This window comes from Sporosarcina sp. Y1011, from assembly GCF_057669885.1.
The window spans coordinates 1-14,028 of the sequence record NZ_JBYHFP010000013.1; the positions used below are offsets into that span (position 1 = coordinate 1).

Annotated in this window: 12 protein-coding genes; 3 read left to right on the forward strand and 9 right to left on the reverse strand. The window is 41.2% G+C overall.

From position 1 onward, the window contains the following. Positions 1-65: 65 nt before the first annotated feature. The 4 genes from AC25Y5_RS13430 to pruA all read right to left on the reverse strand — a co-directional run bounded on the left by AC25Y5_RS13430 (position 66) and on the right by pruA (position 5,658). Complete coding sequence (locus AC25Y5_RS13430; protein ID WP_488140742.1) at positions 66-1,229, reverse strand: iron-containing alcohol dehydrogenase; 1,164 nt, start codon at positions 1,227-1,229, stop codon at positions 66-68. A gap of 155 nt (positions 1,230-1,384) precedes the next feature. Next, positions 1,385-2,629 (reverse strand): Glu/Leu/Phe/Val family dehydrogenase, encoded by a 1,245-nt coding sequence (locus AC25Y5_RS13435; RefSeq protein WP_488140743.1) that lies wholly within the window; start codon positions 2,627-2,629, stop codon positions 1,385-1,387. Positions 2,630-2,709: 80 nt separating this feature from the next. Continuing rightward, on the reverse strand, positions 2,710-3,903 hold the full coding sequence (locus AC25Y5_RS13440; protein ID WP_488140744.1) for an ornithine--oxo-acid transaminase: 1,194 nt from the start codon (positions 3,901-3,903) through the stop codon (positions 2,710-2,712). Positions 3,904-4,113: 210 nt separating this feature from the next. Beyond that, positions 4,114-5,658: an L-glutamate gamma-semialdehyde dehydrogenase gene (pruA, locus tag AC25Y5_RS13445; protein WP_482105843.1), complete on the reverse strand. Its 1,545-nt coding sequence runs from the start codon at positions 5,656-5,658 to the stop codon at positions 4,114-4,116. A 143-nt stretch (positions 5,659-5,801) separates the two neighbouring features. Here pruA and AC25Y5_RS13450 point away from each other — a divergent pair, with 143 nt between their 5' ends. Beyond that, positions 5,802-7,109, forward strand: a complete 1,308-nt coding sequence (locus AC25Y5_RS13450) for an AAA-type ATPase lid domain-containing protein (protein WP_488140804.1) — start codon at positions 5,802-5,804, stop codon at positions 7,107-7,109. 157 nt (positions 7,110-7,266) lie between these two features. On the opposite strand, the gene yugI is transcribed toward AC25Y5_RS13450, so the two are convergent. The 3 genes from yugI to AC25Y5_RS13465 all read right to left on the reverse strand — a co-directional run bounded on the left by yugI (position 7,267) and on the right by AC25Y5_RS13465 (position 10,340). Continuing rightward, complete coding sequence (yugI, locus tag AC25Y5_RS13455) at positions 7,267-7,641, reverse strand: S1 domain-containing post-transcriptional regulator GSP13 (protein ID WP_488140745.1); 375 nt, start codon at positions 7,639-7,641, stop codon at positions 7,267-7,269. A gap of 132 nt (positions 7,642-7,773) precedes the next feature. Further along, on the reverse strand, positions 7,774-9,939 hold the full coding sequence (locus AC25Y5_RS13460; protein ID WP_488140746.1) for an RNA polymerase sigma factor: 2,166 nt from the start codon (positions 9,937-9,939) through the stop codon (positions 7,774-7,776). Positions 9,940-10,079: 140 nt separating this feature from the next. Further along, positions 10,080-10,340, reverse strand: a complete 261-nt coding sequence (locus AC25Y5_RS13465) for a DUF1871 family protein (RefSeq protein ID WP_488140747.1) — start codon at positions 10,338-10,340, stop codon at positions 10,080-10,082. A gap of 74 nt (positions 10,341-10,414) precedes the next feature. Between AC25Y5_RS13465 and AC25Y5_RS13470 the strand changes: the two genes are divergently transcribed. After that, a complete protein-coding gene (locus tag AC25Y5_RS13470) occupies positions 10,415-11,590 on the forward strand; it encodes a MalY/PatB family protein (RefSeq protein WP_488140748.1) in 1,176 nt (391 codons plus the stop codon). A gap of 48 nt (positions 11,591-11,638) precedes the next feature. Here the strand turns inward: AC25Y5_RS13470 and AC25Y5_RS13475 are convergent, their stop codons facing one another. Together AC25Y5_RS13475 and AC25Y5_RS13480 are read right to left on the reverse strand one after the other, a co-directional pair. Beyond that, positions 11,639-11,863 carry a hypothetical protein gene (locus tag AC25Y5_RS13475; protein ID WP_482105849.1) on the reverse strand — a complete coding sequence of 75 codons (225 nt, stop codon included), beginning with the start codon at positions 11,861-11,863 and terminating at the stop codon, positions 11,639-11,641. Positions 11,864-11,899: 36 nt separating this feature from the next. Beyond that, positions 11,900-12,487, reverse strand: coding sequence for a peptidylprolyl isomerase (locus AC25Y5_RS13480; protein ID WP_482102354.1), 588 nt, complete (start codon positions 12,485-12,487; stop codon positions 11,900-11,902). Between the two features lie 293 nt (positions 12,488-12,780). Here AC25Y5_RS13480 and AC25Y5_RS13485 point away from each other — a divergent pair, with 293 nt between their 5' ends. After that, positions 12,781-14,013 carry an MFS transporter gene (locus tag AC25Y5_RS13485; protein WP_488140749.1) on the forward strand — a complete coding sequence of 411 codons (1,233 nt, stop codon included), beginning with the start codon at positions 12,781-12,783 and terminating at the stop codon, positions 14,011-14,013. The last annotated feature ends 15 nt before the right edge of the window (positions 14,014-14,028 follow it).

The following is a 14,028-nucleotide window of genomic DNA, read 5'->3' on the forward strand; positions in this document are numbered from 1 at the left end:
TTAGCTGCATAATATAAAACTCTAACTTTAAGGGGTCACAACACAACGTGACGTTTTCATATTTCTCACAACGAAGCTTTTAATATTGAAAGCACATCTTCATTCTCAAGCCTGTTGAATTTCCCAAGTGGCCCATTGATGGTTGCCTTGTCTGCCATTAAACCCAGTTTGGAATCATCGATATTATAATACGCAAGCGTTTCAGGTGCACCTATTGACGTCCAGAATGCTCTCAATCGTTCAATTCCCTCAAAAGCAATTTCTTCTTCAGGTTTCCCTTCCGGCTCGACACCAAATACGTTGACTGCAAGTTTAGCAAATCGTCTTGGATTACTTTTGACATTATGACGCATCCAGTGTGGGAAAAGAATCGCAAGTCCACCCGCATGCGGAATATCATAGACCGCGGATACAGCGTGTTCGATATCATGAGTAGCCCAGTCGCCTTGATAACCCATTTGAAGGAAACCATTCAATCCTATAGTCCCTGCAAACAGAATCGTTTCCCGCAAATCATAATTAGTGAGATCTTCAACCAGCTTCGGACCATTAGCCATGATCGCACGAAGTACGCCTTCGCACATTTCATCTTGTACGGGTGTGTTTTCAGCATTATTAAAGTATTGTTCAAATACGTGTGACATCATATCAACAATACCGTAAATTGTTTGGTCTTTTGGAACAGATATTGTATATGTCGGATCAAGAATTGAGAATTTCGGGAAATTGAACGGACCACCCCATCCGTATTTCTCTTCTGTTTCTTCATTTGTAATGACAGAGCCTGCATTCATTTCTGAGCCCGTTGCTGCAAGCGTTAAAACTGTCCCAAATGGAAGTGCGTTTTCCGCTAACGCTTTCTTCGTGACTAAATCCCAAGCGTCACCATCGTATTTCGCGGCTGATGCAATCAATTTCACACAGTCTATAACTGAACCGCCCCCAACTGCTAGGATGAAGTCAATATCTTTTTCTTTACAAATCGCTGCACCTTTACGCGCGGTTGAAACGCGCGGATTCGGATCCACACCCGCTAATTCAAATATTTCGTTATTGTTTTCACGTAAAATCGTCATTACTTCATCATAGAGGCCATTCTTCTTAATACTGCCACCGCCATAAACAACAAGCACTCTATTCCCGTAATTCGTTAGTTCTATCGTTAACTTTTGAATTTGGTTTTTCCCGAAAATTAACTTTGTTGGATTGTGAAATATGAATTCATTCATATTATTACCTCCTTCTACTCTTTTCATTATCCAAAACAATAAGCAAGTTTGCAATTCTAAAGGGTGCGTATGAAAACACTATTGTTACGATACTGGGAAAAATCACAAAAGGCATCTCCCGCTTAATAAAACGGGAGATGCCTTTTATATTTAACTTATGCCCAACCACGGAAACGTGATGCTTCTGCAGTTTTACGTACACCAATCATATATGCTGCTAGACGCATGTCTATGTTACGAGTTTCTGCAGTTGCATAGACGTTATCAAATGCATCAACCATTTTTTTCGTCATTTTTTCACGCACTTCTTCTTCAGTCCAGTAGTAACCCATATTGTTTTGGACCCACTCGAAGTAAGAAACTGTTACGCCTCCCGCACTTGCAAGAACATCCGGTACTAAGAGAATTCCACGTTCTTTAAGGATTCTCGTACCTTCACTCGTTGTTGGTCCGTTCGCTGCTTCAACAACGATTTTAGCCTTGATATTATGTGCATTTTTTTCAGTAATTTGGTTTTCAATTGCCGCTGGAACTAGGATATCACAATCAAGTTCAAGCAATTCCTGATTTGTTATTGTGTTATCGAAAAGTGTTGTTACTGTTCCAAAGCTATCGCGACGATCAAGTAAATAATCGATATCTAAACCATCAGGATCATGAAGCGCTCCGTATGCATCGGAAATCCCGATTACTTTTGCACCTGCATCGTGAAGGAATTTGGATAAGAAACTTCCAGCATTCCCGAAACCTTGAATAATAATTTTTGCACCTTTCATATCAATTCCACGACGTTTTGCCGCTTCATTGATAATAATAGTTACGCCTTCCGCAGTTGCCCGGTCACGACCTTGTGATCCACCAAGAACAATCGGTTTACCTGTAATGAAACCAGGAGAATTGAACTCATCAATACGACTATATTCATCCATCATCCATGCCATAATCTGAGCATTTGTAAATACATCAGGTGCTGGAATATCTTTATTAGGTCCCATTACTTGGCTTAATGCACGAACATAACCTCGGCTTAGGCGTTCAAGTTCACCCATTGACATTTCACGGGGATCACAGATAATTCCACCTTTACCTCCACCATATGGCAAATCGACAATACCAGCTTTAAGCGTCATCCACATTGACAGTGCTCTAATTTCATCAAGCGTCACATCTGGATGGAAACGAACGCCACCCTTTGTCGGTCCAACTGCATCGTTATGCTGTCCACGGAAACCCGTGAAAACTTTAACTTTGCCATCGTCCATTTTAATTGGAATTCGCACTTCAACCATACGAAGTGGTTCTTTTAAAAGTTCGTACATTCCTTCATCGTAGCCTAATTTATCAAGTGCATCTTTAAATAGTTCTTGGGTAGACGTAAACAGATTCAAGTTTTCACTCATTCAACGATTCGCCTCTTTGATTTATAATTTTTTCTTATGCATATATTGTAACATAACAGACACTTATTTGGACAAATAATTTATTTTCCAAAGACTTTTTTTATTCTGTCAAGTGCCCAATCGAGTTCTTCTTTTGTAATAATAAGTGGTGGTGCAAATCGAATTACTGTATCGTGCGTCTCTTTACAAAGCAAGCCGAGTTCTTTTAGCTCTTCACAGTATGGACGAGCAGCTTCTTTCAATTCAACGCCGATGAATAATCCGCGCCCACGTACTGATTTTATAGACGGATTATCAATTTTCTTTAACTCTTCCATAAAGTAATTTCCAAGTTCGAGAGAGCGTTTCGCCAATTGTTCTTCTTCCAACACTTCAAGAGAAGCAATGGATACTGCGCAAGCCATTGGATTTCCACCGAAAGTCGATCCGTGTGATCCAGGATTGAATACACCGAGAACAGACTTGTCAGCCAACACACAGGAAATCGGGAATACGCCTCCACCTAGTGCTTTACCCAGGATGTACATATCTGGTTCCATGTCTTCCCATTCACATGCAAACATTTTACCAGTACGGCATAGGCCGGCCTGAATCTCATCCGCTATAAAGAGGACATTGTTCTTTTTACATAATTCACGCGCTGCTTTCATATAGCCTTCAGGGGGAATAATAATACCTGCTTCACCTTGAATCGGTTCAATAAGGAATGCAGCTGTATTCGGAGTGATTGCAGCTTCAAGTGCCTTGATATCACCATAAGGAATAAGGTTAATGCCTGGTAGCATCGGACCGAATCCGCGTTTATATTCAGCGTCTGATGATAAAGAGACCGCTAACATCGTACGGCCATGGAAGTTTCCTTCACATGCAATAATTTCTGCCTGATTTTCTGCTACTTCTTTAACATCATAAGCCCAACGACGTGCCGCTTTAATAGCTGTTTCAACAGCTTCAGCGCCTGTGTTCATTGGAAGTGCCATTTCTTTACCTGATAGTTTACAAACTTTTTCATACCACGTACCAAGTTGGTCATTATGGAAAGCACGTGACGTAAGTGTAACTTTATCGGCTTGGTCTTTAAGTGCTTGAATAATTTTCGGATGACGATGGCCTTGATTTACTGCTGAGTACGCAGAAAGCATATCCATGTATTTATTGCCTTCCGGATCTTTTACCCAAACCCCTTGTGCTTCGGAAATAACAATTGGTAGTGGATGGTAATTATTTGCCCCGAATTTCTCCGTTTTGTGGATTATTTTTTCTGAGACTGACACTTATTTACCTCCTTTGATTATGTAAGAGGCCCACCCTGCAGATGGACCTGTTTATCCATGTCTAGCTCCGGGCGCCCTACGCTTTTCTTATTGTCCCGGCTTCGGGCGCCAGCCCCTCGAGTCGCTTCGGAATCGGGAAAAAGGCAAAGAACGCCTTTATCCCAATTCCTCCAGCGCTTTTCGGGTCTAAGCAGGCGACCTACGCTTTTCTTACAGTGTTTCTGATGTTGTTTGCCCTTGCATATGAAGTTGCAGGTAATCCGGACCGCCGGCTTTTGAATCTGTCCCTGACATATTGAATCCACCAAACGGTTGGTAACCGACGATTGCGCCTGTGCAACCACGGTTGAAGTAAAGGTTACCTACGTGGAAATCTTCACGAGCTTGTTCAATATGAAAACGGTTATTCGTAATGACTGCGCCTGTCAATCCATAGTCTGTATTGTTGGCATATTCAATCGCCTCAGTGAAATCTTTTGCTTTCGATAATCCGACAACAGGGCCAAAGATTTCTTCTTGCATAACACGACCTGTTGGATCCAAGTCCGCAATAACTGTTGGAGCAACAAAGAATCCTTTAGAACTGTCTCCAGTTCCGCCTGCGACAATCCGTCCTTCTTCTTTACCAATCTCAATATAGCTCATGATTTTGTCGAATGAAGCTTGATCGATCACTGGACCAGTGAAGTTTGAGTTGTCTTCTGGATCGCCATACGTCAATTCTTTTGTCAATTCCTCAACGCGCGCGACAACTTGGTCGTAAACATCCTCATGAATAATCGCTCGTGAACAAGCTGAACATTTCTGTCCACTAAAACCGAACGCTGATTTTACAATTGATTGTGCAGCAAGTTCCAAGTCAGCTTCATTATCAACAACGATTGTATCTTTTCCGCCCATTTCAGCGATAACGCGTTTCAACCAAATTTGACCTTTATTCACCTTAGCTGCACGTTCATAGATGCGTGAGCCTACTTCACGAGAACCAGTGAATGAAACAAAACGTGTTCTAGGATGATCAACTAGATAGTCGCCAACCTCAGCACCAGATCCAGGGATGTAGTTTACAACTCCCGCTGGCATTCCTGCTTCTTCGAGAACTTCTATGAATTTGTATGCAATAACCGGAGTTGTCGATGCTGGTTTAAGAAGAACTGTATTTCCTGTAACTAAAGCAGCAACTGTTGTTCCAGCCATGATTGCGAAAGCGAAGTTCCATGGCGAGATGATTACGCCCACTCCAAGAGGGATGTAGTCAAAGCGGTTGTATTCACCAGGACGGCTTACAACAGGAATACCATTTTTCAAATCTAGCATTTGGCGAGCATAGAATTCCATGAAATCGATTCCTTCAGCTGTATCTGCATCTGCTTCGTTCCAAGGTTTCCCTGCTTCCTTCATAAGGAGTGCTGAGAATTCGTGTTTACGGCGACGAATGATTGCAGCAGCTTTGAATAGTACGTCTGCACGGAATTCAGGTTTCACTTTTTTCCATGTGTTAAATGTTTCATCTGCAACTTTCATTGCTTTTTCGGCAAGGTCTTTGCTTGCTTTCGAAACGCGACCTATTACTTGCTCTCTATTAGAAGGGTTAGTTGAAACCAATTTTTCTTCAGTCATGATGCGTTCCCCACCGATGATAAGTGGATAATCCTGTCCTAGATAACCTTCAACCACTTTTATACCCTCAAGAAAAGCTTGTTTGTTCTCTTCTACTGTGAAATCTGTAAATGGTTCATGTTTATATGGAATCATATTATTCCTCCTCATTCAGTAGTAGGACGCAAAATTTATTTGCACATTGTATTTGATTACATATATAATAATGCAAAAGATTGTTGCGGATATCAAGCATTATTCATTATTTTTTTAAAAATAGGAGTTGGAAGGTGATTACTTTGAAGAATATCGACATTTCACTCTTCCCTTTTTATCAGTTTGCGGTGCGTCGCGCAGCGGCTGGTATACATGCAGTTGATAAAATCGGAAGAACTGTCATCTATAATGAAAAGATGAAAGAAATTGAAGGACTCGCACTTGAAGATGTCGCTGATCGGTCAATTTTAGAGCTGTTCAATTTTGACCTGGAGGAAAGTACACTTTTAAAAGTTTTGCAAAGTGGCAAAGAGCAATTAAATGTAAAACAGACTTACTGGAATAGGAACGGTACCGAAATTACAACAATTAATGATACGTTTCCGATTTTTGACAACGAAATTCTAATTGGAGCTGTAGAACTAGCCCGCGACGTTACGGCACTTGAAAGATTTATTCTTCAACCGTTTAGAAAAAACAGTGTTCCAGTGACATTCAATCAGATTATTGCTTCCTCACCTTCTATGAAAGTGGTTATTACGACTGCAAAAAAAGCAGCTCGAGCAAAATTACCTGTACTTTTAATCGGTGAAACCGGAACAGGTAAAGACCTTATCGCCGAGAGTATACATAACGAATTCTCTACTTCCAACACACTATTTTATACCCTATTCTGTCACAGTTCAGACCCACTAGCATTAGATCGTTTAGGTAAAGATTTGAACGTACCAGAACCATTAACTCTTTTTTGCGAGAGAATCGATTTGCTGTCCATTCCACTGCAACAGAAATTACTAGCAATACTATTAGAAAATCCATACAGTAATAAGCAATTCATTGCTAGTATCGGGGATGATCCAGTGGAATTAATTGCTTCGGGTGCTTTATTGAAGGATTTATACTATTTCTTTGCTTCTTTCGCCATCCGAATTCCACCTTTAAGAAAACGTAAAGAGGATATATTACCTTTCGTTTTGGCTTATTTAGAGCGTCGGAGTGAACGGTATGGTTCTACGCTTAAAGAGATCACGGTGGAAGTTGAGGATTTATTCCTCGGATATGAGTGGCCGGGAAATGTGCGGGAACTTGAATTTCTTCTGGATGAAATCTCTTCCGTTGCCACGACTGAGATGGCCATTACATATGATCTGTTACCGTTGCATTTCAGGATGAAGGGCGCAGAGATTACCGAGGAACCGACGCAGGCTACGGACTTTATTGTGCAGTCCGATAAAGAGTTGTTGCCGCTTGATCAGTTTTTGCGTGAAGCGGAAGGCTATTATTTAAAAAAAGCGATGAAACTCAATAATGAAAACATCACAAAAACTGCACAAGCACTTGGCATGAGCAGACAAAATTTACAATATCGTTTGAGGAAATTAAAAAAATGAGGGAGAAGGCATGTTTGCCTCCTTCCTCATTTTTTCTGTCTAGCTTCAGCGCCTAGCCCCTCGAGTCGCTTCAGTCTTGCTGATAAAGGCAAAGAACGCCTATATCTTCAAGCCTTCCAGCGCTTTTCGGGGCTGAACAGGCGCTTACGCTATTCTTTCATTGCCCTGATTTTTCAATCCAGTCTTGGAGTTTTTCTTTCAGTGAGTTGAATCCGTCTGCATCGCTTTCATCGACGCGTGCTTGCAATGATTTGCGTGGACGTTCGTCTTTTCGGATGGTAGCCGGTGCTTCTTGAAGAGCTCTAATGGACAAGCTGATTTTTCCTGCAGCTTCGTCGACCTCTAGTACCTTTACTTGTACTTCCTGCCCCACAGTTAGAAATTCATTGATATCTTTGACAAAACCATACGTAATTTCAGAGATGTGGACAAGTCCTTGTGTTTCATTGTCAAGTGCTACAAATGCACCGTACGGTTGGATACCCGTTACTTTGCCGGAAAACTCTTCTCCTGCTTCGAATTTTTGCGCCATGTAAAACAGCTCCCAATCTATTTTGGTATCGATTCTGCCCTTAAGGCCACTTAAAATTATATCATGTTTGAAGTGAGCGGGCAAAAATTCGACAGTTTGAAAGGGTTCAACGCTATTACACTGCCACACATATTAATCCTCAAATTCGTGCAGTAAAAGATCTAAGTCCGCATGACTGATTCTCCATACAGTATCATCATCCAAAACCATCTGAACCAAATATGCTGTCGTATTTCCTTGTTGAAATCCAATCGAACCTGTTGTTTCTCCGTCACTATTGAAATGCAGACCATCGTAGCTATCAATTGCTATTTCCACTCGACTCCATTGAGCAGTGTATTCTTCAAGCGTAGCCGTATTATTTTTGGTGCTGTAAAGCTGCCACATCGTCTCGGAATCTTCTTGCTCATTTGCGTATAAGTATACCCCGATAATGACCAATGGACTGATTCCTTGCAGTGTGGATTTGTCGTAATTTGATGAAAATGAATGGTACGTCTCTTTAACTAAGTCCTCGAAGAAGGTATCGGGGAAAGACACACTTTCAAAGCCAGATGCATTTTGTCTGAATCCTTGCATGCTAAACGTATCGAGTCTCCCGGATTTTGCAAGTTCCAATGCTTGATGAACATCGTAGGCTTCTAATCGGCTGTGACTATTCGATTCCGTCCAATCCGTCGATTTCATCTCTGAATTAATTGTTTGCATAAGATAAGCCGCTGGTGAACTCTTTCCAGCACTAGCGATTCTTTCCCATCCTGCTCGATAATCCATTTTCACTTTACCGTTAGTATCGAATACCTGATCAGGCTCCGTTCCCCCAATGATTTCGTAAAAAAGTTCACTGTACGACCAACCCAGGTTATGAAATACTTCATCCGTAAACGTTGTGGCTAATAACGTTTTTTCTATTTCTAGTAAATAGTCGATTGAGTCTTCTAGCGGATGCACAAGACCCGGATACATAACCAACGGCGTCGCTTCCAAACCCGTCAAATAGCCGCTAAGATCGGAGTGGATAGAGGATCTAATTTTAGCGCTATGCTCATTCTTTTTAAAAACAGGAGCAATAGGCGCCCAGTTTTTTATGGACACCGGATACATATTTTGTTTAATCATGCCATCCAAGGCAAACTGTAAACCTTCAGGATATGTATCCTTTTGTTTCATGAATCCTTCAATATCTATGATTCCGTTATCTACTGCATCCTCGATAATCTGTTCGTGTTTGTAGAGAATCGCGAAATAGGATTGTTGAATTAGGTAAATCTTTTCCAAATAAGCTAACATAAATTCATTGCTTTTTTCCAAGTCGTCTGCCAGCGATTTTTTAAATAACCGTTTAGTCATCTCAGATGGCAATTCCAATGACTTGATTATTTCCCCATACTCTTCTTCTACCTTTTTCTTATTCAAGCTACCAGTACTGCTTAAAACACTTTCGTATCGACGGATCATATAGTCAAAATCAGTTCGTTGTTGATTTCCGTAATATATATGGTTAAATTCCGCGCCATCTTCAGTCGGTTCAGTCAGACCCAGTTCGGTGTAGCGATTTCCGACTTCTTTTTCAAATGATGCCTTTAGTCGTTCAATATATTTTTCGGCAGAAGCCTTTTTATATTCCTCACTTGTCACAACAGGAACAATCAGCAGTGATAGAAGGACAAGGACTCCCGCAATCCAAGAAATCATGGACTTCTTTGAATACGATTGTACCGCTTTCCCAGTCGTCTGAACTGCCTTCTGCGACTCTGCAAAAACCTGTTCTTTTTTAAATGTAGTTTTTAATCGTCCATACGATTTAGCAAGGAATTCAAGCCTCTTTTCAAGCGACGCGATTTCCAGGTCGTAAAATGCTTCCGCAATGGCTTGTTCGACAGTTTCCTCAGTAGTATCCAGAATTACTGCAATGTCTATTTCATCCAGTTGATGAAATTTCGAGAGAATAAAAGGCACTTTCCTATCTGTTTCAAGCATAACAATCTTGTTATGCAATTCTTGATCCTCTTCAAAAAGAAATATCGGCTCATTCGGTGGATTGGCTAGTCGCGTATTTGATAGAATATTTACTGCATGTTTATATAAAGTCTCAATAAGCGGCTTTTCAAATTCATGGGATTCTAGCTGATTGTGAAAGTTCCTAAATGTTTCCCCCGTTACATCCACAGCTTGTTTTAACGTACAGCCATACTGTATGGCGAAACGCTCGATGTCTCCTGAATAGATGTCCATCCATTGTTCAAAAGCGTCTATCTCGCCAGCCCTCACCTTTTGACTCAACTCGGCATCTTCCACAGGCACCCCTCCAGTACATAATTCTAATTATTTCAATTATATCAAAGATTATCCTGTATTGAAATTTGTTTCACAATCCGAAGTTGTTTTATTGTAAAAATTAAGCCATACCCATTTGAATGCGGGTACAGCTCTACAGGTTAGACGATACATTTCGCCTCGTATTTAATCGCTAGCAACTTATAAGAAATTTGTACACAGTTTTCAATCGGAATCCATTGCTCATAGGAATGTTCATAAACTTCCCGAATTCGCTTTGCAAGGTCTGTAGGATGATCAAGTCGATGTAAATCCGCTACGATATCGACAATTTCAAGTGCATACGCTTTTGGTCCGACTTCGAATGGGTCCCATTGTTCAAGAAGTGCAACAGCCTTTTTATTCATTTCAATTGTATGCACGATGAATCACCTTATTTTTCTCATTATTTTAGACTATGATAACATAGTAAGGAAAAAAGAAAAGAGGGATTTCCATGAATAACTTTGAACTTGTGATTGAACGACGTAAAACACGTTCTGCAAAATGGGACTTAATGGAAATGGTCTATGGTATTGAAGATGCATCCGATATTTTACCGATGTGGGTCGCGGATATGGATTTTGCCGCTCCTGAAGTTGTCGTAAATGCCATGAAAGAACGACTCGACCATGCCGTATTCGGCTATTCTTACATTCACGATGAATGTAAAGATGCAGTTAGCTCGTGGCTTTCTGAACGTCATGGTTGGGATACAAAAAACGAATGGATGTTATTCCACCAAGGTGTTATTCCAGCCATCGCTTCAGTAATTGAAACGTTTACAAATAGGGGTGACGGAATCCTAGTCACTTCCCCCGTCTATCCACCTTTCTTCCAACTTCCCAAACGTCAAGAACGGAACCTGGTCGAATGTATCATGAATGAAGTCGACGGCGTTTACTCCATCGATTTTGAAGAATTCGAGAAAAGCCTTCAGCAAGATGTAAAACTATTCATCTTATGTAATCCGCATAACCCTGGCGGCATCGTCTGGACAGAAGCCGAACTGAAAGAAATGGTGCGACTCTGTACAAAATACAATGTACTGATTTTATCGGATGAAATACACTCAGACCTGGTTTTCTCAGGACATAAGCATATTCCACTGGCTGCCGTAGCTGGCGAAGAAGCCGGACGTATCATAACATGTGTTGCACCTACAAAAACGTTTAACCTTGCCGGAATTCAAGCTGCTGTAATGATTGCGACGGATGAAGATGTGAGACGTAAGCTTTCACTAAATGCCATGGCACACGGCCAGATGGGATTGAATTCATTTGCAAGTGTGGCTTTAACTGCAGCATACAAGGAAGGCGGACCTTGGCTTACGGAGCTGTTGGAAATAATTTCACACAATATGGATTATGCAATTCTTGAATTAACAAAAGCAATTCCTGGTTTAAAAATAGCTAAACCGCATGCGACATATCTTCTTTGGATTGATTTCCGTGGTACTGGATTTTCAGAAAAAGAAATAATGGACAAGCTTTTGAATAAAGGGAAGCTTGCGCTCGAACCTGGATCCAAGTACGGGGAAGCAGGACGTGGGTTCCTTCGTATGAATATGGCAACACCATTGTCAGTTGTCAAAGATGGCGTCAATCGCTTTATCAATGCATTGAGTGATTGAAATAGTTGTAATTAAAGATTACTCATTTCAACAAAAAAAACAGCATCCTCAGTTGGGAGGATGCTGTTTCTCTTTCGCTTCGCGGCGTTCTCGCAAAATGCGTTCTTCAAGTTCTTTTGTTTCCAATTCCTGTTTCTTCGAATTTTTTCGAATCCACCTAAAAGCGAAAAACATGAGAACCATGAAGGCTGCAAACGATAACGCAGCCGGGATGTATTCTGATTTATCTTCCGGAAAGTAAAGGAACGGCATTAATAGAGCGTTCACTTCCATCCACTTCCTTACGTTATTAATTTCACATAATCAAAATTACTTTTGAAGAATTTCGATAGATTCAATTGAAATATCTTCAACTGGTTTGTCTTGACGGCCTTTTTTAACTTTTGCAATGGCATCGACAACATCCATGCCTTCGATAACTTGGCCAAATACCGTATGTTTTTGGTCTAGGTGAGGTGTTCCGCCCATTTCGCTGTATGCTTGTGCAATATCAGCAGGCCATCCGCCTTTTGTCATTTGTTCAACTGTACCTGGAGCTTGTGATGCATGAACAATGAAGAACTGGCTGCCATTTGTACCAGGACCAGCGTTTGCCATCGAAAGAGCTCCTTTTAGGTTGAATAGTTCTTCAGAGAATTCGTCTTCGAAGGAATCGCCGTAGATACTAGCTCCGCCCATACCTGTACCTGTTGGATCTCCACCTTGAATCATGAAATCTTCGATAACGCGGTGGAAGATAATGCCGTTGTAGTAACCGTTTTCTGCATGTGTCAAGAAGTTTTCAACTGTTTTTGGTGCTTGTTCAGGAAAAAGCTTGATTTTGATTGGCCCCATAGTTGTGTTCATAACAACGAGCGCCTCGTTTGCTGCTACTTCATTCGATAATTGTGGATACATTGTTGTTGCCTCCTCTGAGTTCTTAGTACTATTTTTTTCCGCTGGCGTTTTACCAACAGGCACTTCATCTTCTTGTTTCTCGTTCTCTGTAGCACCATTTCCGCAAGCGGATAATAGTAAGAGACTGATAGAAATTGTTAGAAGGGAGAAAATTATTTTCCTCATTATGATTCACCCCGAATCAGTTTATCATATCATATCTTCTATTTCGATAAATAAGCATGAAACTTCCTTCGTTTACCGAACTGTTTTATACTTAATCTAAAGGCACGACGCAGAAAGAAGGTTTTCATATGGACGTGCAAAAACGGAATTTTATCATCATCTGGATTTCGAACGTGCTCGTTGCTGGAACCATGACGATGATTATGCCCTTTTTATCTCTCTATATTGAAACATTCGGTGACCATTCCGATGCATATGTTCAAAAATGGGCTGGTTTAATCTTTGGCGCTACATTTGTTACCGCTTTTATCATGTCTCCCGTTTGGGGACGGGTCGCCGATAAGTATGGTTTCAAGCCTATCCTTCTCATCAACGGATTCGGCATTGCAACATCCGTTTTTTTAATGGGATTTGTCGATTCCGTTGAGGCATTTTTCCTCCTACGTCTTTTAAATGGGCTTGTCACTGGATTTATACCTACGTCACTTGCGTTTATTTCTTCACAGACCGCAAAAAAAGAAGCTGGGAAAATGCTCGGTACGCTACAGATGGGCAGTGTTACAGGAACGTTATTTGGTCCAGTTTTCGGGGGGTTACTTGCGGATACTTTCGGCTTTCAGTACACCTTTATCATTACGTCCATCTCCGTTATCGTCGCTGCACTTATTGTCCTATTCGGGATTAAAGAACAGAAACGGATTAAAAATCCGAAAGCAATTCAATACTCCAGAAAGTCAATAATAAGTGGCCTTCTGCATCACAGACTTATGTTAAATGTCATGATTGTAACAGCACTTATCCAGATCGGAAACTTCAGTATCCAGCCACTTCTTTCTTTATATGTTTCACATCTGACAGATGCGAAAGATGTGGCGTTCCTCGCCGGTATCACCTTCAGTGCAGCGGGGGTTGGTAATCTCCTATTTGCACGGCGCTGGGGTAAGCTCGGCGACGATATCGGCTATGAAAAGGTTCTTTCCGTTTTGCTGATTTTATCATTCGTCTTTATCATACCGCAAGCTTTCGTGACAGAGCTATGGCAGCTTATTTTCTGGCGGCTGCTGTTCGGAATAGCACTTGGTGGAATGATTCCCATAACGACTGCACTGGTTAGACGCGAAGCACCCATCGATATTCAAGGTGAAGTCATGGGTTATAATACGAGCTTCCGTTTTCTCGGGAATATTATCGGTCCAATGTTCGGTGGGATTATCAGTGGTTATATTGGTATTTCTTCCGTCTTCCTGGTCACCGGCGTTCTATTCTTGCTAGGTTTCGCATTTCTCTATTATGCCAAACGAAAACCCGTTCAGGACTTTGAAGATTTCCTAGCATCTGAAGAAAAACGAATACATCCTTAAAAATTCGCACACTTC

Coding starts and splice junctions, on each gene's coding strand:
- AC25Y5_RS13430 (WP_488140742.1), bottom strand. CDS start 1,229: ATGAATGAATTCATATTTCACAATCCAACAAAGTTAATTTTCGGGAAA.
- AC25Y5_RS13435 (WP_488140743.1), bottom strand. CDS start 2,629: ATGAGTGAAAACTTGAATCTGTTTACGTCTACCCAAGAACTATTTAAA.
- pruA (WP_482105843.1), bottom strand. CDS start 5,658: ATGATTCCATATAAACATGAACCATTTACAGATTTCACAGTAGAAGAG.
- yugI (WP_488140745.1), bottom strand. CDS start 7,641: ATGGCGCAAAAATTCGAAGCAGGAGAAGAGTTTTCCGGCAAAGTAACG.
- AC25Y5_RS13470 (WP_488140748.1), top strand. CDS start 10,415: ATGAATAACTTTGAACTTGTGATTGAACGACGTAAAACACGTTCTGCA.
- AC25Y5_RS13475 (WP_482105849.1), bottom strand. CDS start 11,863: ATGGAAGTGAACGCTCTATTAATGCCGTTCCTTTACTTTCCGGAAGAT.
- AC25Y5_RS13480 (WP_482102354.1), bottom strand. CDS start 12,487: ATGTATCCACAATTATCGAATGAAGTAGCAGCAAACGAGGCGCTCGTT.
- AC25Y5_RS13485 (WP_488140749.1), top strand. CDS start 12,781: ATGGACGTGCAAAAACGGAATTTTATCATCATCTGGATTTCGAACGTG.